General features: G+C 73.6%; 14 protein-coding genes and 2 pseudogenes. 12 read left to right on the top strand and 4 right to left on the bottom strand.

Going from position 1 to position 18,096, the window contains the following annotated elements; genetic code table 11:
* Positions 1 to 59 precede the first annotated feature (59 nt).
* From ACOTKD_RS10815 to ACOTKD_RS10805, 3 genes are all read left to right on the top strand, one after another.
* A complete protein-coding gene (locus ACOTKD_RS10815) occupies positions 60 to 311 on the top strand; it encodes a hypothetical protein (protein ID WP_424888668.1) in 252 nt (83 codons plus the stop codon).
* 117 nt (positions 312 to 428) lie between these two features.
* Positions 429 to 977 carry a hypothetical protein gene (locus ACOTKD_RS10810; RefSeq protein WP_424888667.1) on the top strand — a complete coding sequence of 183 codons (549 nt, stop codon included), beginning with the start codon at positions 429 to 431 and terminating at the stop codon, positions 975 to 977.
* A gap of 179 nt (positions 978 to 1,156) precedes the next feature.
* Entirely contained in the window at positions 1,157 to 2,317 is a 1,161-nt protein-coding gene (locus ACOTKD_RS10805) for an alpha/beta hydrolase (RefSeq protein ID WP_424888666.1), read from the top strand.
* A gap of 12 nt (positions 2,318 to 2,329) precedes the next feature.
* Here the strand turns inward: ACOTKD_RS10805 and ACOTKD_RS10800 are convergent, their stop codons facing one another.
* The gene (locus ACOTKD_RS10800) at positions 2,330 to 2,647 is read right to left on the bottom strand and encodes an ArsR/SmtB family transcription factor (RefSeq protein ID WP_424888665.1); all 318 of its coding nucleotides are present in this window, start codon (positions 2,645 to 2,647) and stop codon (positions 2,330 to 2,332) included.
* Positions 2,648 to 2,749: 102 nt separating this feature from the next.
* On the opposite strand from ACOTKD_RS10800, the gene ACOTKD_RS10795 reads away from it, so the two are divergent.
* From ACOTKD_RS10795 to ACOTKD_RS10780, 4 genes and pseudogenes are all read left to right on the top strand, one after another.
* A complete protein-coding gene (locus ACOTKD_RS10795) occupies positions 2,750 to 3,466 on the top strand; it encodes an SDR family oxidoreductase (RefSeq protein ID WP_424888664.1) in 717 nt (238 codons plus the stop codon).
* An 18-nt stretch (positions 3,467 to 3,484) separates the two neighbouring features.
* Positions 3,485 to 4,429, top strand: a pseudogene (locus ACOTKD_RS10790) (MFS transporter); the annotation flags it as partial.
* A 96-nt stretch (positions 4,430 to 4,525) separates the two neighbouring features.
* The gene (locus tag ACOTKD_RS10785) at positions 4,526 to 5,674 is read left to right on the top strand and encodes an alpha/beta hydrolase family protein (protein ID WP_424888663.1); all 1,149 of its coding nucleotides are present in this window, start codon (positions 4,526 to 4,528) and stop codon (positions 5,672 to 5,674) included.
* 113 nt (positions 5,675 to 5,787) lie between these two features.
* Positions 5,788 to 7,392 (top strand): alpha/beta hydrolase, encoded by a 1,605-nt coding sequence (locus tag ACOTKD_RS10780; protein ID WP_424888662.1) that lies wholly within the window; start codon positions 5,788 to 5,790, stop codon positions 7,390 to 7,392.
* Between the two features lie 16 nt (positions 7,393 to 7,408).
* On the opposite strand, the gene ACOTKD_RS10775 is transcribed toward ACOTKD_RS10780, so the two are convergent.
* Together ACOTKD_RS10775 and ACOTKD_RS10770 are read right to left on the bottom strand one after the other, a co-directional pair.
* A complete protein-coding gene (locus ACOTKD_RS10775) occupies positions 7,409 to 8,461 on the bottom strand; it encodes a polyprenyl synthetase family protein (protein WP_424888661.1) in 1,053 nt (350 codons plus the stop codon).
* Between the two features lie 79 nt (positions 8,462 to 8,540).
* Positions 8,541 to 9,587: a tetratricopeptide repeat protein gene (locus tag ACOTKD_RS10770; RefSeq protein WP_424888805.1), complete on the bottom strand. Its 1,047-nt coding sequence runs from the start codon at positions 9,585 to 9,587 to the stop codon at positions 8,541 to 8,543.
* Between the two features lie 289 nt (positions 9,588 to 9,876).
* Between ACOTKD_RS10770 and ACOTKD_RS10765 the strand changes: the two are divergent.
* The 3 genes and pseudogenes from ACOTKD_RS10765 (at position 9,877) to ACOTKD_RS10755 (ending at position 14,067) form a co-directional block, all read left to right on the top strand.
* Positions 9,877 to 11,317 (top strand): annotated as a pseudogene (locus ACOTKD_RS10765) (DUF692 domain-containing protein).
* Positions 11,314 to 12,294 carry a TIGR04222 domain-containing membrane protein gene (locus ACOTKD_RS10760; protein WP_424888660.1) on the top strand — a complete coding sequence of 327 codons (981 nt, stop codon included), beginning with the start codon at positions 11,314 to 11,316 and terminating at the stop codon, positions 12,292 to 12,294. Before ACOTKD_RS10765 ends, ACOTKD_RS10760 begins: the two are co-directional and overlap by 4 nt.
* A gap of 228 nt (positions 12,295 to 12,522) precedes the next feature.
* The gene (locus ACOTKD_RS10755) at positions 12,523 to 14,067 is read left to right on the top strand and encodes a phospholipase D-like domain-containing protein (protein WP_424888659.1); all 1,545 of its coding nucleotides are present in this window, start codon (positions 12,523 to 12,525) and stop codon (positions 14,065 to 14,067) included.
* 89 nt (positions 14,068 to 14,156) lie between these two features.
* Here ACOTKD_RS10755 and ACOTKD_RS10750 read toward each other — a convergent pair whose 3' ends face one another.
* The gene (locus ACOTKD_RS10750) at positions 14,157 to 15,395 is read right to left on the bottom strand and encodes a serine hydrolase domain-containing protein (protein WP_424888658.1); all 1,239 of its coding nucleotides are present in this window, start codon (positions 15,393 to 15,395) and stop codon (positions 14,157 to 14,159) included.
* A 555-nt stretch (positions 15,396 to 15,950) separates the two neighbouring features.
* Between ACOTKD_RS10750 and ACOTKD_RS10745 the strand changes: the two genes are divergently transcribed.
* Together ACOTKD_RS10745 and ACOTKD_RS10740 are read left to right on the top strand one after the other, a co-directional pair.
* Positions 15,951 to 16,748 carry a phosphatase PAP2 family protein gene (locus tag ACOTKD_RS10745; protein ID WP_424888657.1) on the top strand — a complete coding sequence of 266 codons (798 nt, stop codon included), beginning with the start codon at positions 15,951 to 15,953 and terminating at the stop codon, positions 16,746 to 16,748.
* Between the two features lie 141 nt (positions 16,749 to 16,889).
* Positions 16,890 to 18,077 carry an acyl-CoA dehydrogenase family protein gene (locus tag ACOTKD_RS10740; protein WP_424888656.1) on the top strand — a complete coding sequence of 396 codons (1,188 nt, stop codon included), beginning with the start codon at positions 16,890 to 16,892 and terminating at the stop codon, positions 18,075 to 18,077.
* Positions 18,078 to 18,096: the final 19 nt, after the last annotated feature.

The raw sequence follows: 18,096 nt of genomic DNA, 5'->3' as shown, positions 1-18,096 counted from the left end.
TCCCGCCGGAGCCTTCCGGGCGATGACCGGGGCCGGCCGGCGGGCCGAGCATGACAGGCATGAAGAAGACGCTCGAAATCCTCGGCTTCATCCTCGCGCTGCAGGGCCTGGCCGGCATCGTCCACGCCGTCACCGGCTGGTTCCGGTACGGGGTCGTGGTGCGCCACCTCGGCTTCCTCGACGGGTACGAGGTGTACGCGAGCATCGTGCTCGCGGTCCTCGGCGTGAGCATGCTCATAGCCTCCGACAAGGCCGACGCCTGGTCCGGCGACCGGTCGGGAGCCGGGCCCGGGGGCCGGACGCGCGCCTGAGGGGAGACCTTCCCGGCGGCCGCGTGGCCGGTTCGGGTTGCTGCGCCGGGGGAGCGGGTTTCCGTAGGCTCGTGGCTGCAAGCGCGTGTGTCCCGCAAGCGGTTCCAGGGGGTTGACGTGTTGTACGCATTCGGCTTCGAGCGGCTCGGCGTCGTGGTGAGCGACCTCTACTTCATCGACCCGGATCCGCTGCCGGGGCAGGCGACCCCCGAGCGAGGGGTGCGCCTGGAGCTCCGGCTCTTCGAGCGCGGCGAGCCGGCCGGATCCATCTACGCAGCACGGCCGATCACGATCGCCCGCCCGCTGTGGCGGGTCGACCTGCTGCAGGATGCGGACGCCGCCCCGGCCGCCTTCGACCGCACGCACCACCACCCGGACTTCGACGGCTGGATCCCCGGCCCGCGGGTCTTCGTCGAGGAGCTGTCCGCCGACCCGCTGGCCTGGCTGGCCGGCAAGCTCTCCGACGTTCCCGGGCTGCTGAAGGAGACCGGCGTCTCCCCGGGCGAGCTCACCGAAGCCGATGCGGCCGGACTCCGCGCAGCCGCGCCCGAGATCACGGACACCGTCCGCCGGCTGCTGGAGCGGGTCTGGGCCGGTGAGCTCGGCCGGCCTCCGGGCGGGGACGGCTCCGGGCCGGTCACCAGTGCGCGGATCAGCTGGTTGTAGCGGATCGGCGGTCCAGTCGCCACTGCCGGCGGTCCCCACCGCCGGCGGCCCCCTACCGGGGTATCACCCCAGGGTTACCGAGGTATCACCCCAGGGTTGGCCCCCTGGGGTGACGTCTTCCCTGACGTGCTCTTTCTAGCTTTCCCCCTGTCACCACACAGGGCGAGGGAGAGACGTTCATGGGCCGCTTCAAGCGCACGCTGGTCGCCGCCGCGCTGGCCACCACGATTGTCGCGGGCACGGCGGGCTGGGCCGCCGGCAGCGAGCAGACGGCCGTGACCGGTCCGCCCGCGGGCGCGGCGGAATGGCGCGCGGACCGCTCCCTGCACCGCACCCTGCCGGACCCCGCGACGGCGACGCCGCGCACGGTCGCCGCGTTCTTCGCCGGCCTCACGGAGGAGCAGCGCAAGGACCTGGCGGCCCGTCATGCCCTGACCGTCGGCAACCTCGACGGCGCGCCCGTCACCCTGCGGTACGAGGCCAACGCCCGGGCGATAGCCGCCGAGCGGGAGAAAGCGCTGGCCCGGGCCGGCAACGCCGGCCTGTCGCGGGCCGTGCGCGAAGAGGCCCGGAAGCGGGCCGACCGGTGCGAGCGGCTCCTCGCACCGGGCCGGCGGATCCTGGCCTTCGACCCGCGGGGCCGCGGCCAGGTCGCCGAGGTGTTCGGCGACCTGGCGACGGCCCGGCACACCGCCGTCGTCGTGCCGGGCTCGGACATCGACCTCGCCGCCTTCGACCGCGCGCACGACCGGTACGGCACCCCCGCCGGGATGGCCGCGGCGCTGCGGTCCGAGATGGAGCGCAGGGCGCCCGGCACCCCGACGGCCGTGATCGCCTGGGCCGGCTACACCACGCCCGTCGGTCTCGGCGTGGACGCCGCCACCGGCCGGCTCGCGCAGGCCGGGGCGGTCCGGCTGGAACGCCTGCTCGCCGGGCTGTCCGCCGCCGCGGCCTCGCCCACGGCGCCGCCGCCCGCCGTGTTCTGCCACAGCTACGGCTCGGTCGTCTGCGGGCTGGCCGCCTCCTCCGTCGACCGCAGCGAGGCGGCCGACCTCGTGGCGCTCGGCAGCCCCGGCATGCGGGCCGGTTCCGTGAAGGACCTGCACACCGGCGCCCGCGTCTGGGCGGCCGCACGCAACTCCTCGGACTGGATCGGCAACGTGCCCAACGTCGACCTCTTCGGCCTGGGCCACGGCGCCGACCCGACCTCCCCGGAGTTCGGCGCCCGCATCGTCCCCACCGGCGGTGCCCACGGCCACACCGGGTACTTCGCCCCCGGCACGGACTCCCTGCGCAACTTCGCGGACATCGCCCTCGGCGCGTACGCCTCGGTCCGCTGACCGCGCCGGGGCCTACGGCTCCCGCAGCGGGGGAGTGGCGCGCAGCACCGCGTCGAGCAGCCCGGGGAAGCGGGCGTCGAGGTCCTCGCGGCGCAGGGACACGGCCTTGGAGCGGCCCGCCTTGTGCTCGCGCGTGATCCCGGACTCGCGCAGCACGCGCCAGTGGTGCGTGGCCGTGGCCTTGGTGATCTCCAGCGGAAGGCTGCCGCAGGTGCGCGCCCCGGGCGACGCGTCGAGCTCGCGCACGATCCCCAGCCGCACCGGGTTGCCCAGGGCGGCCAGGACGTCCTCGACGAGGAGCTGGTCGCGGTCGGGGTGATAGCTGGCCATGAGGACGATCGTACGACGTGTTTCGTACCGACCGGCGAGTGAAGGTACGGTGATGTTCGTACCGTCGTACTGAACTGTTGCGCCGAATCCCGAGAAGGTCCCGTGTCCGTCACCTCCGCCCATGCTCCCGTCGCGATCGTCACCGCCGCCGCCTCCGGCATCGGCCGCGGCATGGCCTCCGAGCTCGCCGCCGCGGGGCACCGCCTCGTTCTCCTCGACATCGACGAGAGCGTTCACGAGCTCGCCCGCGACCTGGGCGGCAGCGCGGTGACCGGTTCGCTCACCGACCCCGCCGGCCTCGCCCGGCTCGTCGACCACGCCCTGGAGCGCCACGGCCGGATCGACGCGGTCGTCAACGGTGCCGGTCACGCCAGGAACGGCGCACTGCTGGACGTCACCGACGAGGAGTGGCACGACGGCCTCGACATGCTGCTGCTCAGCGTCGTCCGCCTGGCCCGGCTCGTCACCCCGCACATGGAGCGCGCCGGGCGCGGGGCCTTCGTCAACCTCTCCTCGTACACCGCCTTCGAGCCGCTCGGCATGATCCCGGTCAACTCCGCCCTGCGGGCCGCGCTCACGAGCTTCACCAAGCTCTACGCCGACCGGTACGCGGCCAAGGGCATCAGGATGAACAGCATCATGCCGGGCTACGTGGACAGCTGGCCCGAGCAGCCCGAGTTCCTCGCGCGGATCCCCGCGGGCCGGTACGCGACGGTGGCGGAAGTCGGCAAGCTGGCGGCGTTCCTCGTCTCGGACGCCGCCGCCTACATCAACGGGGAGTCCATCCGCATCGACGGCGGCGCCGGCCGGTCGCTGTGAGGCGTGGTGCCCGGTGACGAGCGCAGCAGGGTCCCGCTGGAGCGGGCGACCGGCCTCTCCGGCGTCACCGAGCGCCTCGCCTCCACCGTCGGCCCGGCGGCCGGCGGCGCGCTCGTGGCCCTCCTCGGTCCCATGGCAGGCATCGTCGTCAACGCCGTCTCCTTCGCCCTGGGGTCGCTCGTCATCGCGCTCGTCCTGCCGCGCGGCATGGGCCGCGCCGTACCGCCCGGAAGCGAGTCGCCGGACGGTACGGACAGCGCCCCCGCGAGCGCCCCCGCCAGCGAACCCGCGGGCGAACCGGCGGGCTACTGGCGCCGCTTCGGCGAGGGCTTCGCGTTCCTGCGCGGCGAGCCCCTGCTGCTCACCATCATCGTCATGGTCGGCATCACCAACCTCCTCGAAGCGGGCTTCGCAGCCGTCCTCGTCCCCGTGTGGGCCGAGCGGTCCGGGGACGGCCCGGCCGTCATCGGGCTCATGAGCAGTGCCACGGGCGTCGCCGCGGTCTGCGGCAGCCTCGTCGCTGCCGCGCTCGCCCACCGGATGCGCTGCCGGCCCGTGTTCTTCGCCGGCTTCCTGCTCGCGGGCGCGCCGAGGTTCGTGGTCCTCGCCTGCGACGCGCCGCTGTGGGCGGTGCTCGCCGTCTTCACCGTCAGCGGCTTCGGCGGCGGGTTCCTCAACCCCATCCTCGGCGCCGTCTCCTTCGAGCGGGTGCCGCGCGGCCTCCTGGGCCGGGTGCGGGCGCTCGGCGACTCGCTGGCCTGGGCGGGCATCCCCCTGGGCGGCCTGCTCGCCGGACTCGCCGTCACCTCCGCCGGGCTCGCGCCCGTCCTCCTGGCCGGCGGTGCGCTGTACTTCCTCACCACCAACCTGGCCGGCCTGCGTCCGGAATGGCGAGAGATGGACCGCGGGCACGGCGCGAGGGGGTCCGGGGCGGTGCAGTCCGCGGAGACCGCTCCGGGCTGATCATCTCCGACCTGCGGCCGATGCCCGGGGCGGAGAGGGCCGCATAGCTTAATGATCATGATGTGGACATCGCGGAAGACATCGCGGCGGGCCTTCGTGGCCGCCGCACTTCTCACGACCCTCGCCGTCTCCCAGATCCCGGCCGTCGCGGCGGCGTCCGGCCCGGCCGCGGTCCCGGCGGAGCGCGCCCGGACCGTGGCGCCGGACCGGATCCCGGCGCCCACCGGCAAGGAGCCGGTCGGCACGAAGACGCTGCACCTCGTCGACACCTCGCGGCCCGACCCCTGGAAGCCCGCCGCCGGCAAGCGGGAGCTCATGGTCACGCTCTGGTACCCGGCGCGGCACCAGGGAGACCGGAACGCCCCGTACATGTCGAAGGAGTTGTCCAAGGCGTGGATCGGCAAGGAAGACCTGGCCGGCATGCGCACCAACTCCACCGCCGACGCCCGGCCGGCCGGCAAGCGCCGGCCGCTGGTCGTCCTCTCCCCGGGCTTCGGGATGAGCCGTGCGTCGCTCACCGGCCTCGGTGAGGACCTGGCGTCCCGCGGCTACGCCGTCGCCGCGGTCGACCACACCTACGAGGCTCCGGTCGAGTTCCCCGGCGGGCGCATCGAGAGCTGCGAGCTCTGCCGGAAGTACGACGCCCTCCCCGCGGTCGCGCCGAACCGGTCCAAGGACATCCGGTTCCTGCTCGACCAGCTGACCGGCCCCCGCAGCCCTCTCGCCGTCGACGCCCGCCGGATCGCGGTCGCCGGCCACTCCATCGGGGGTGCGAGCGCGGTCCAGGCCCTCCACGACGACCCGCGCGTGGACGCCGCCGTCAACCTCGACGGCAACTTCTTCGGGGAGTTCGCCGGCGGGGTGAACAAGCCGGTGCTGCTGCTGGGCGCGCGGCGCGGCCAGGTCAGCGACCCCGGCTCGGCCGAAGACCCCAGGGTGAACTGGGACCGGAGCTGGAAGGAGCTCACGGGCTGGAAGCGCTGGCTCGACGTCCCCGAGGGCGGGCACATGACCTTCACCGACGCGCCCTGGCTCGCCGACCGGTTCGGCCTGCCCGCCGGCACGCCGCCGGATGAGGTCACGAAGGGATACGGCACCCTGCACGGCCCCCGCTCGACCGCCCTCACGCGCGCCTACGTGGGCGCGTTCCTCGACCGGCACCTGCGAGGGACCCCGAGCCCGCTGCTCGACCGGCCGTCCCCGGCCTATCCGGAAGTCACCTTCCTGAAGAGCCTGAAGAAGTAGCCGCAGGGCCCGGGGTGGTACCAGTGCCACCCCGGGAACGGATACCAGGGGGATCGTCCGCGGCCCCGTCCCCCGGGCACCATCGAACCGTCAAGAAAAGCCCAGGAGGTTCGATGTTCGAGTCCAGGAAGTCGCGGCGGGCCGTCTCCGCCGCGTCCGTCGTGTCGGCAGCAGTCGCCGTGGTGATCGCGGCCACCGCGCTCCCGGCGGGGGCCGCGGCCGCGGCGCCCCGGGCGGCCGGTCCGTCGTACACGGCCGGAGCGTCGCACACGGCCGCCGCGGTGACCGTGCCCGAGCGGTACGCCTCCCAGAAGCTGGACTGGAAGCCCTGCCCCGAGGTCGCGCCCGGCCTGGAGTGCGCGCAGATGACCGTCCCGCGCGACTGGCACGACCCGGACGCGGGCAAGGACCTCACGATCGCCGTGTCGCGCGTGAAGGCGGGCGACTCCGCCCGGCGGCGCGGCGTGCTGATGATGGCCGCCGGCGGCCCGGGCGGCTCCGGCCTCAAGCGGCCCGCGGGGCTCGCGAAGGCGGCCCCCTCCATAGGCGCCGTCCACGACATCGTCAGCTTCGACCAGCGCGGCGTCGGCGCGAGCACACCGCTGCAGTGCCAGACCCAGGAAGAGCTCGACGCCTTCTTCGCGGGGGACTTCCGCGACCGCTCGCCCGAAGCCGTCCAGCGCGTCCTCGACAACTCCCGCAAGCTCGCCGAAGCCTGCGGCACCAAGCACGGCGACCTCCTCCCGTACATCACCACCGAGCAGACCGTGCGCGACATGGACCTCCTCCGCTCCCTGCTCGGCGAGCGGAAGATCTCCTACTACGGAGCCTCCTACGCCAGCATGATCGGCGCGTACTACGCCTCCGTCTTCCCGCAGCGCGTCGAACGCGCCGTCCTGGACAGCAACATCGCCTTCGACGGCACGTGGGAGCAGTTCGAGACCGGCCAGCCGAAGAGCTTCCAGCGCCGCTTCGAACAGGACTTCCTGCCCTGGCTCGCGAAGAACGACGCCACCTACCACTACGGGAAGACCGCCGCCGAGGCCAAGGCCACCTGGGAGCGCCGCCGCAGCGCCCTGCACGACCGGCCCCTCGGCCTCGACGGAGGGAAGACCAAGGGGAAGACCGTCGACCCCAACCGCTTCGACAGCGGCACGATGCAGGCCGTCTACAACTCGCAGCAGGGCTTCCCCGGCCTGGCGACGGCCCTGGCCGCGCTGGAGCACTGGGACTCCGCCACGGATGCGGAGCGCCGGATGGCCGACAGGGTCTTCGGCTCGTACCTCTCTCCGAACTTCTTCGCCGAGTTCCTCGCCGTGACCTGCGCCGACACGCCCTGGAACCGCGACCGGGAGCACTGGGTCCGGCGCAGCGCCGAGGACACCGCGAAGTACCCCCTGGCCGGCGCCCGGGAGCTCGCGTTCTCCGCCACGTGCGCGGCGTGGCCCACGGCCCCCGGCCCGCGCGTGAAGATCACCGGCAAGGGCGTGCCGCCCGTCCTGATGCTCAACTCCCTGCACGACCCGGCCACGTACTACGAGGGCGCGCAGCGCGCCCACCGGGCCCTGCGCGGCTCGCGCCTGGTCACGGTCCCCGGCGGCGACCACGGCGTCTACGGCGGCGGCAACGCCTGCGCCGACGGCATCGTCGACAAGTACCTCCTGTCGGGGGAGCTGCCCGCACGGGACGTCACCTGCGAGGCCGCACCGGCTCAGTAGCGCAGCCCGGAGCGCCCTACAGCCGCCGCTCCAGGAGATGCGCGGAGAGCGCGACGAGTTCACCGGTCGCGCTCTCCGCGAGCCCCGCGCCGCGCAGGCACGCCCGCGCGGCCGCGGCATGGCGGCGCGCTTCCTCCAGGGCGAAGTCCCGGCCGCCCGCCGCCTCCACCAGGGCCGCCGCACGCTCCGCCGCAGCGGCGTCCGGTGCGGCCTCCGAGCCCAGCAGCCGGGTCAGCTCGCGCCCGGTCGCACCGCCGCCCCGGGCGACGGCGGCGAGCACCGGAAGGGTCTTCTTCCGCCGCAGCAGGTCGCTGTGGACCGGCTTCCCCGTCGTGAGCGGGTCGCCCCAGATCCCCAGCAGGTCGTCCACGGCCTGGAACGCCACGCCGAGCCGCCGGCCCGCCTCCGCGAGCGCGCCCGTCTGCAGCGCGGGGGCACCCGCGAGGACCGGGCCCAGGGACAGCGCGCAGCCGAGCAGGGCGCCGGTCTTGCGGCCGGCCATCGCCTCGTACTCCGGTATGCCCACGGCGTCCGGCCCGGCCCACGGCCGGTCCTCGAACAGCAGGTCGTCGGCCTGTCCGCGCACCAGCTCGCCCAGGCAGTCCGCGAGGTGCGCCACCGCCCGGCCCGCGTGCCCGCCCCCGGACCCCGCCACCGTCTGCACGGCGAGCGCGAACAGGGCGTCGCCCGTCAGGACCGCCGGGCCCGTGCCGAACGCCTTCCACACCGCGTCGCGGTGCCGCCGCCGCTCGTCCCCGTCCATGATGTCGTCGTGCACGAGCGAGAAGGTGTGCACCAGCTCGACGGCCACCGCCGCCTGCACGGCCGCCTCGGCCGGCGCCCCCACCGCCTCCGTGCCGAGCAGGGCGAACGCCTGGCGGACGCCCTTGCCGCCGGGGGACGCGCCCGGAGTGCCGTCGGCCTCGCACCAGCCGAACGAGAACGCCGCCATCCGGCCCGGCAGCGGATGCAGCGTCGCCACGGCGGCTCTGAGCGCCGGCTCCACCAACTCCTTCGCACGGGCCATCGCCTGGGGCGCGGGGGCGCGGAGACCGGTCTGTGTCGGCATGGGGCTTCTCTTTCCTGTGGTGGGCCCGGCGCGGGAAGCGCCGCACGGGCGGAGGGCGTACGGGACGGAGGTCGTACGGTCAGGCGGCCGGCCGGGCGCCGGCCGGCGACATCCCCAGCTCGGCCCGCGCCGCCTCGACCATCTCCCGGGCGTGCAGCAGCCCGATCCGGCCGAGCGTGCGGTGCAGGTCGTCCAGCTCGGCGGCCGTCGCGGCACGGTCGTGCCCCAGCCGGGCCCGGGACTTGACCAGCCCCAGCCTGGCCAGCGCAGCGCCCCGCGGCTCCGCCATCTCCTCGAACTCCGCGAGCGCGCCCCGGTAGCACTCCTCGGCCTCGGCGTAACGGCCCGCGCGGAAGAGCACGTTGCCCCGCATCTTGTGGTTGTAGGCCAGCGCGCTGACCAGCTTCATCCGCCGGCACGTCCCCTCCGCCTCCGCCAGCAGCTCCAGAGCCCGGTCGGTCCCGCCCCGCAGGGACAGCACGTCGGCGATCCCGCGCAGCGCCCAGGCGTGCCCGCGGGCGTCGTCGGCCCCGCCCGCTATCTCCGCGGCCTCCTCGAACATCGCGAGCGCGGTGTCGTACGAGCCGGAGTTGCGGTGCATCTGCGCGATGCCCTCCAGCGCCCACACCGTGTGCCGGGCCTCGCCGCGCCGCCGGGCCTCCGCCAGCAGCTGCTCGTGGAGCGCGCCGACGGCCTCGTAGTCGCCCTGGATGCGGCCGGTCTCGGCGAGGCCCGCGAGGGAGTAGCCCCGGGCGACGACGTCGCCGCCCCGCTCGGCGAGGGCGGCGGCTATACCGAGCCACCGGCGGGCCAGGGCCAGTTCGCCGCGCTGCCGGGCGAGCGTGCCGCCGCTCCACACGGCCCACGCCATCGCTCCCTGGTCGCCGGCCTCCCGCGCGGCCCGGTAGCTCGCCTTCCACGCGCGTCCGGCCTCCGCCACGCGGCCGAGCCGGCGGCTCGCCTCGGCGACGGCCAGCCCGGCGTGCGCCGCGTCCAGGGCGGAGCCCGCCAGCTCGGCGCGCCGCTGCTGCTCGACGGCCTTGGCGAGCACTTCTTCAAGAGAAGCGTTCACCGAGAGGTCCTCCAGGGAGCCCCGGTACTCGGGAGCAAATGCCTTGCCGTACATGGTCCGCCTCACGTCGGGATTCCGGATCGCTCGGGGAGGGCGCCACGCGGGGGAAGCCCCCGCGCGCCCTGCCGATGATCAAGAAACTACGGCCCGGGACCACTGCGAGTAATCAGACCGTGAGGCGGTGTTCCGTACATCTGAGGTCCGGCGCGGACGGCGCGGGTCATACGCGAGATGTACGGGGAACGGGGGCCGGGGGAAGGATTTGTAAAGTGTCCCGCTGGGAAACCCCCTGGTACAGGCGTTCGGTGCCAGGGGGAGCACGGGAAAGACGGGGGGCGGGACCATGAGCGATTCCGGTGTGCCCGGCGCGCTGGGCACGGGGGTCGGCTGGCGGCCGGAGCTCGCCGGCGCCCTCGCCGGACCGGTCCGCGCCGACTGGGTGGAGGTCGTGGCCGAGAACATCTGCCCCGGCCACCTCCCCGAGCCGCTCCGGCGGCTGCGCGAGCGCGGCACGACGGTGATCCCGCACGGCGTCTCCCTCGGCCTGGGCGGCGCCGACCGCCCGGACCTCGCCCGGCTCGCGGCGCTGGCCGAGCGGGCCGAGGCCCTCGGCTCGCCGCTCGTCTCCGAGCACATCGCCTTCGTGCGCGCGGGAGGGCCGCTGACCGGCTCGCCGCGCATCGAGGCCGGCCACCTGCTGCCCGTGCCCCGCACCCGCGACGCCCTGGACGTCCTGTGCGAGAACGTCCGCATCGCGCAGGACATGCTGCCCGTACCGCTCGCCCTGGAGAACATCGCGGCCCTCATGACCTGGCCCGGCGAGGAGCTGACCGAGGGCCGGTTCCTCGCCGAGCTCGTCGAGCGGACGGGCGTACGGCTGCTGGTCGACGTCGCCAACCTCCACACCAACCACGTCAACCTGGGCCAGGACCCGGCGGCCGCACTGGACGAACTGCCGCTCGACGCCATCGCCTACGTGCACGTGGCCGGCGGCATCGAGCGGGACGGCCTGTGGCACGACACCCACGCCCACCCCGTCACCCGGCCCGTCCTCGACGTCCTCGCCGAACTGGCCTCCCGCGTCGCCCTCCCCGGCGTCCTCCTGGAACGGGACGACGCCTTCCCCGGGCCGGACGAGCTCGCGGAGGAACTCGACGCGGTCAGGGCGACCGTGGCCGGAGCCCGGCGCTCCGCGCGGCCGGCCCGGCGGCGGAAGGAGGTGTCCGGTGTCTGAATCCACGAATTCCACGAACCCCACGAATTCCACGAACCCCACGGATCCCCCGGCGGCCACGGCCCCCTCGGACCCCACGGCCTCCACGGCCGACGCCGCACGGCTGCGCCTCGCACAGGCCCAGCACGCCCTGCTCTCGGCGCTCGTCGCGGACGCGCCCCCGCCGGCCGGCCACGACGCGCAGCGCCTGCGGACCCAGCGACAAGCACTGCTGGGCAAGCGCGCGGAGGTCGTCGCGAAGGTCGCCCCGGAGCTGCCCGAGATCCTCGGGGCGGACTTCCGGCGGCTGTTCCTCGACCACGCCCGCGGCCGCCCCATGCGCCACGGCTACCGCCAGGACGCCCTCGACTTCGCCGCACGGCTCCTGGAGACGGACGGCGCACTCACCGGCCCGGGGCAGCGGGAGCGCCTTACGGCATGGCGGGAGGCGCACGGCACGGCGGACCGCGCGACGGACCGCACGGCCGAGGCCCGCCCGCCGTCCTCCCGCCTCGCCACGGCCTGGCGCACCCTGCGTTCACGTGTGACCCGAAAGGCAACCGACCTATGACCAGCGGCATCGTCGTGCTCTCCGTGGTGATGTACCTCGCCCTCCTGGCCCCCTCGGCCCGGCTGATCGTCACGCGCAAGCGCACGCTCGCCGGCCCGCCGGCCGCACCGGGCGAACCCGGCCTCCTGGAGGTCGCGTACCTGCGGGGCGGCGCGATCCGGGTGGTGGACACCGCCATCGCCCGCATGTGCGAGGACGGGCGGGTGTCCGTCAACAGCAACGGCGAGCTGAAGGTGGAGCGGGCCGCCGCGTTCAACGCCGTGGAACGCGCCCTGCTGGCCCGGTGCGGCCCCGACTGGGGCACCAAGCTGTACCGCCTCCGCGTCCAGCTGCAGTTCGACCCGGCGGTGGACGGCGTCCGGAGCTCGCTCGTCAACCGCGGGCTGCTGATATCCCGTGCGGCGGAGGAGAAGTGGAAGCGGGCCGCGGAGCTGCAGGTGGGCGGCCTCGTCGTCGGAGCAGTCATCGCCCTGGGGCTGCTCGGCGTGCCCGCCGCCCTCCCGGTGGCGATCACGGGACTCGTCCTCCTCGCGGGCGGCATCAAGCTCCGGACGGCGTACGGCCCGCGCCCGAAGCCCGGGCACACGCCGCGCGGCCAGGAGTTCACCGACCGGGTGGGGAGGACGGGTCCCTGGAGCGTCCGCGCGTCCGCTGAACACCCCGAGGGCGTCGCGGGCGTCGTCGCCGTGCGCGACACGGCCGGGCCCGAGCCGGACCAGCCGTACCTGCACCAGCTCAGGCTGGCGATGCGGACGCGCCCCGCCACGAGCACCACCGCGAAGACCTCCAAGCGCGCGAAGTCCTCCTCCTCGTCCTCGTCGTCGTACTCCTCCTCCTCCGGCGGCGGGTACAGCTGTTCCGGCGCTTCCAGCTGCTCCTCGGGCTCCCATCACTCGGGCCACTCCAGCTGCTCCTCCGGTTCCTCCTGCTCCAGTTCGAGCTCCAGCTGCGGCGGCGGCAGCAGCTGTTCTTCCTGAGCGGTTCCTGAGCGGTTCCCGACCGGTTCCCGACCGGTTCCTCTGCTCTCCTCTTCCTCTCCTCCTGAATGCTTCGTTCCGGTGAGCTGGTAGCTTCACCAGGTGATCACTTCTTGATCACCTGGTCATCACCTCACCCCCGAAAAGGAAGCAGCCTTGGCTCGCCACCGGCTCCGCCGTTTAACCCGTACTGCAGGCCCCGCCGCGGTCTCCGCCCTCGTCCTCGCCGTGCTCCCCGCGACCCCGGCGTCCGCCGACTCCGGCACCCCGCACCTCGACGCCGTCGAGCAGACCCTCCGTCAGGTCTCGCCCGGCCTCGAAGGCCACGTGTGGGAGCGCACGGCGGGCAACGCGCTCGACGCTCCGGCCGGTGACCCCGCCGGGTGGCTGCTGCAGACCCCCGGCTGCTGGGGCGACGCGGGCTGCACCGAGCGCCCCGGCACGAAGCGGCTGCTGGCCAGGATGACCGAGAACATCTCGAAGGCCACGCGCACCGTCGACATATCCACCCTCGCCCCGTTCCCCAACGGGGCGTTCCAGGACGCGATCGTCGCCGGCCTGAAGAAGTCGGTGGAGAACGGCAACAAGCCGAAGGTTCGCGTCCTCGTCGGGGCCGCGCCGGTCTACCACATGAACGTGCTGCCCTCGAAGTACCGCGACGAGCTGCGCGACAAGCTCGGCAAGGCCGCCGACGGCATCACGCTCAACGTCGCGTCGATGACCACTTCCAAGACCGCGTTCTCCTGGAACCACTCCAAGCTCCTGGTCGTGGACGGGCAGTCGGCGATCACCGGCGGCATCAACAGCTGGAAGGACGACTACGTCGACACCGCCCACCCGGTGTCCGACGTCGACCTCGCCCTGACCGGCCCCGCCGCCGGCTCCGCGGGCCGCTACCTGGACCAGCTGTGGTCCTGGACCTGCGAGAACAAGAGCAACATCGCGAGCGTCTGGTTCGCCGCCTCCCCGGGCGCCGGCTGCATGCCCACGATGGAGAAGGACGCCAACCCCGCGCCCGCCCCGGCCACCGGGAACGTCCCCGTCATCGCCGTCGGCGGACTGGGCGTCGGCATCAAGGACTCCGACCCCTCCTCGTCCTTCCGGCCGGAGCTGCCGTCGGCGTCCGACACCAAGTGCGTCGTGGGCCTGCACGACAACACCAACGCCGACCGCGACTACGACACGGTCAACCCGGAGGAGAGCGCCCTGCGCGCCCTCGTCGGCAGTGCGCGCAGCCACGTCGAGATCTCCCAGCAGGACCTCAACGCCACCTGCCCGCCGCTGCCGCGCTACGACGTCCGCCTCTACGACGCGCTCGCGGCGAAGCTGGCCGCCGGCGTGAAGGTGCGCATCGTCGTCAGCGACCCCGCCAACCGGGGAGCCGTCGGCAGCGGAGGCTACTCGCAGATCAAGTCGCTGAACGAGATCAGCGACCTCCTGCGCAACCGCCTCTCGCTGCTCCCCGGCGGCGCGCAGGGCGCGAAGACGGCCATGTGCGGCAACTTGCAGCTCGCGACCGCCCGCAGCTCGGACAGCGCGAAGTGGGCGGACGGCAAGCCGTACGCCCAGCACCACAAGCTGGTCTCGGTGGACGGCTCGGCCTTCTACATCGGCTCGAAGAACCTCTACCCGTCCTGGCTGCAGGACTTCGGGTATATGGTGGAGAGCCCGGAGGCCGCCCGCCAGCTCGACTCCGAGCTGCTGGCCCCGCAGTGGAAGTACTCGCAGGCGACCGCGACCTTCGACTACGCCCGCGGGATCTGCCAGGGCTGAGGCCCGGCGTCCTCACCCGCCCGCAGGAAACCGCGGCCCGCGGCTGGTGACAGCCGCGGGCCGCGGTCGTTGCCGGAGCCCCGGCCGCGTCAGCGCAGCGTCATCACCTTCTGCGGCGCGCGCTCGGGCGTCCGCCCGGCGGAGTCCCCGGAGGGCACCTTGCCGCAGAACTCGGCCTCGGTCAGCGCGGTGAAGTCGCCGGCCCAGTCACCGTTCAGGTTGAAGGCGGCGGTGTGCTTGCCGCCGGCCGTGGAGGCGGCCATGGTGAGGGAGCCGTGGATGCCGCCGGTGTGCGACCACACGGTCACGCCGCACGACAGCGGGATCTCGGCGACCCCGAGGCCGTAGCGGGCCCCGGGCATCTTGCCGCCGGTGGAGACGGTGGTCTGCAGCTCGCGCTGCTGGGCCCCGGGCAGCAGCTTCCCGCCGATCAGAGCCGCGTAGAAGCGGTTGAGGTCGCCGGCGGTGGAGATGATCTCGCCGGCGGCCCCGCCCCACGACGGGTTGAGCTCGGTGGCGTCGAAGGGCTTCGTGCCCGGCTTCTCGGAGAGGGCCGAGGTGTAGGCCGTGCCGTGCGGGTCGGGCATCTTCGGCGACGTGCCCGGGAGGGTGGTGCCGCGGAGGCCGAGGGGGCGGATGACGCGCCGCTCGATCTCGGTGGCGTACGAGTGGCCCGTCACCTTCTCGGTGATCATGCCGGCGAGGATGTAGTTGGTGTTGGAGTAGTTCCAGCCCTCGCCCGGCCGGAAGTCCGGCGCGTGCGCCGTCGCGATCTTCACCAGCTCGGCCGGGGTGTGGGTCTCGAAGCGGTGCTCGCGGAAGCCGGGGCCGATCAGCTTCTGGAATTCCGGGTCCGCAGTGTAGTTGTAGATCCCGCTGGTGTGGTTGAGCAGCTGCCGGACGGTGATCTTCCGGCCGTCGTGGCCGTTGCCCCGGACCACGCCGGGCAGCCAGCGGTCGACGGAGTCGTCCAGGCTCAGCCTGCCCTCGGCCTCCAGTTGCAGGAGGACGACGGAGGTGAAGACCTTGCTGACGCTGCCGATGCGGAAGCGGTCCTGCGGCAGGCGCGGGCGTCCCGTGTCGAGGTCGGCGACTCCCGCGGACCCCTGCCAGGTGCCGCCCGCGTCCCGGGTCTGCCCCAGGACGCCGGGTATGCCCGCCCGTATCTGGACCTCCATGGCGCTGCGGGTGGCGGAGTGCCGGTCGTGCCGCCCGGAGGCGGTGCCGTCGGCCGTGCCGGCCTGCGCGGGGACGGTGAGGACCGCAGCGGTCACCGCCGCGGTGGCCAGTGCTCCCGTGACTGCTCTGTGGATGGTGCGCATGGTCATGGCGTGCAACCCCTCTGCTCCGGCCGGTGTGCGGACACGGTGCAGGACTTCGCGGGGGCGCCCGGGGTTGAAGGGCCTTGTGAGGGAGGAGCATGATCCGGCCACCAGGAAGGCGATCATCCGGTGAGGGACCGGGTGCGCGATCGAGGTGTGCGATCGGGTTGAGATACCGCACAGAATCCACCGCACGGGAACCGCGGAGGGAACTGCGGCGTCGAGGGGTGACCGCCCCCGGCCCGGACGGACCCGCCCCACGATCGGCTGAATCCCGTCCCCCGCGGCCGCTCCAGCGCTGCGCAGCAGCCGTCTCCACGTCCGGCCGGGGTCTCACCGTCGGGTATAACTCGCTCACCCAGGGTGCTCCGCGCCGGTGGGCGGGCGATGTCCGCGGCCCGTGCCGGCCGCCCGCGGCGGGCGCCCCCGAGGGGGTGCGGGCGGGGCGCGTGTAGCTTTGCCGTACAGCCGTGCCGTCGTCACCTCTACGGCAGGCGATCGTCACCTTCGCGTGTACTGCCGTGCCGGTACCGCCCTACCGATTCAAAGGACGCCCCACCCATGCCGTACGTGCGCCACTGGTTGCGCAACTCCGTCCTGCTGTTCGCCGTCGCGATCGCGCTGGGCCTGGTCGCGGTGCACACCGATCTCATCCAGCCGCACGACCTGAAGCTGGACCGCACGGTCCAGACCACCTTCCGCACCGGGTGGCTGAACGTGGTCATGGAGGGGGTCAGCGCTCTCGCGTCCCCGATCGCCGGCGTCCTGATCCTCGCGGTCTGGAGCGGCTGGCTGCTGTTCGTCCGGCGCCGGCCGGTGACGGCGGTCGCCACCTTCCTCGTCGTCGCGGTCGGCTGGAACAGCACCCAGCTCGCGAAGGCCATCGTCGCCCGGCCCCGGCCGCCGAGGGAGTTCATGCTGGACCCCGAGATCGGCTCCAACAGCTTCCCCAGCGGCCACACCGCCTTCACCGTGGCCGTCGTCATCGCCGCGTACTTCCTCTTCCGGGAGTCGCGCCACCGGCGCACCGTGCTGGTCGCCGGCGCCTTCGCCGTACTGCTCGTCGCCTTCTCCCGGTGGTACGTCGGCGCCCACTACCCGACCGACACCCTCGGCTCGGTCCTGATCGCCTCGTCCGCGATCCTCTTCGTCACCGGCGTCTGGCACGCCTGGCTGCTGCCGCGGCTCTACCGCGTCCCGCTGCTGGAGCGCTTCGGCCTGGACCAGGAGCTCGCCGAGCTGGAGGCCGCGGAGCACGGCGGCCATCACGGCCACACCCGTCCCGTGCCGCACAGCCGGCGCCGCGGCGGGGGCGGCGCGCCCGCCGGGGGGCGCCACCGCCGGCACGCCGGCCGCTGACGGCCGCGGCGCCGTCCGCCGCTTCTGACAGGACCTCGCAGGGCTGACGCCCTGCGAGGTCTGTTGTTTCTTCGCCTTCCACATTTCTGGAACAGGTTCTACGGTGTGCGCCGTCGGTGCGGGCGAGACCCTGGAGGGGCCGTGGACCTCGAGTACACCCCGGAACAGCAGCGCTTCCGCGCCGAGCTGCGCGACTACTTCGCCGGGCTGGTCTTTGGCCGGGACCCGGAGAGCCACGACGACCCCGCCGCGCAGAAGCGCTTCTACCGCGCCACGATCCGCCGCCTCGGCGCCGACGGCCGCCTCGGGGTGGGCTGGCCCGCCGAGTACGGCGGCAGCGGCCGGACCCCGATGGAGCAGTTCATCTTCTTCGACGAGGCCGCCCAGGCCGGCGTGCCGCTGCCCCTGATGGCGCTCAACACCGTCGGCCCCACCCTCATGCAGTTCGGCACCGCCGAGCAGAAGGCGTACTTCCTGCCGCGGATCCTCTCCGGCGAGCTGGACTTCGCCATCGGCTACAGCGAGCCCGACGCCGGCACCGACCTCGCCTCCCTCAGGACGCGCGCCGTGCGCGACGGCGACGACTACGTCGTCAACGGGCAGAAGATCTGGACCACCAACGGCGACAGCGCCGACTGGATCTGGCTCGCCGTCCGCACCACCCCCATCACGGACGACACTCCACCGCACAAGGGCATCACGCTCCTCCTCGTACCGACCAGCTCCCCCGGCTACTCCTGCACCATCATCAACACCCTCGCCTCCCACAGCACCACCGCCGGCTACTACGAGGACGTGCGCGTCCCCGTCCGCAACCGCGTCGGCGAGGAGAACCAGGGCTGGCGGATGATCACCACCCAGCTCAACCACGAGCGCGTCACCCTCGCCGCCCACGGCGCGACCGCGATCCGCGCCCTGCGCGACGTCCGGCGCTGGGCCGCCGCCACCGAGCTCGCCGACGGCCGCCGCGTCATCGACCTCGGCTGGGTCCGCACCCGGCTCGCCCGCACCCACCTGCGCCTGGAGGCCATGAAGCTCCTCAACTGGCAGATGGTCGACGCCCTGCAGCGCTCCGCCCTCACCCCCCAGGACGCCTCCGCCGCCAAGGTCTACGGCTCCGAGACCCGCCGCGACGCCTGCGCCTGGCTCATGGAGGTCCTCGCCGCCGCGGGCCCCCTCAAGGAGGGCTCCGCCGGCGCCGCCCTCCACGGAGAACTGGAACGCGCCTACCGCGCCGCCGTCGTCTTCACCTTCGGCGGCGGCAACAACGAGATCCAGCGGGAGATCATCTCCTGGATCGGCCTGGGGATGCCGCGCGTGCGCCGCTAACCTGACGACGACGGGAGGT

The organism is Streptomyces sp. XH2 (genome assembly GCF_049725035.1).
Classification (GTDB): Bacteria; Actinomycetota; Actinomycetes; order Streptomycetales; family Streptomycetaceae; genus Streptomyces; species Streptomyces roseoverticillatus.
This window is presented reverse-complemented; position numbering and strand designations above follow the sequence as displayed.

What these genes read in the sequence shown, in the direction of transcription:
- ACOTKD_RS10815 (WP_424888668.1), top strand. Translation starts at nt 60, where the DNA reads ATGAAGAAGACGCTCGAAATCCTCGGCTTCATCCTCGCGCTGCAGGGC.
- ACOTKD_RS10805 (WP_424888666.1), top strand. Translation starts at nt 1,157, where the DNA reads ATGGGCCGCTTCAAGCGCACGCTGGTCGCCGCCGCGCTGGCCACCACG.
- ACOTKD_RS10800 (WP_424888665.1), bottom strand. Translation starts at nt 2,647, where the DNA reads ATGGCCAGCTATCACCCCGACCGCGACCAGCTCCTCGTCGAGGACGTC.
- ACOTKD_RS10780 (WP_424888662.1), top strand. Translation starts at nt 5,788, where the DNA reads ATGTTCGAGTCCAGGAAGTCGCGGCGGGCCGTCTCCGCCGCGTCCGTC.
- ACOTKD_RS10775 (WP_424888661.1), bottom strand. Translation starts at nt 8,461, where the DNA reads ATGCCGACACAGACCGGTCTCCGCGCCCCCGCGCCCCAGGCGATGGCC.
- ACOTKD_RS10770 (WP_424888805.1), bottom strand. Translation starts at nt 9,587, where the DNA reads ATGTACGGCAAGGCATTTGCTCCCGAGTACCGGGGCTCCCTGGAGGAC.
- ACOTKD_RS10760 (WP_424888660.1), top strand. Translation starts at nt 11,314, where the DNA reads ATGACCAGCGGCATCGTCGTGCTCTCCGTGGTGATGTACCTCGCCCTC.
- ACOTKD_RS10750 (WP_424888658.1), bottom strand. Translation starts at nt 15,395, where the DNA reads ATGACCATGCGCACCATCCACAGAGCAGTCACGGGAGCACTGGCCACC.
- ACOTKD_RS10745 (WP_424888657.1), top strand. Translation starts at nt 15,951, where the DNA reads ATGCCGTACGTGCGCCACTGGTTGCGCAACTCCGTCCTGCTGTTCGCC.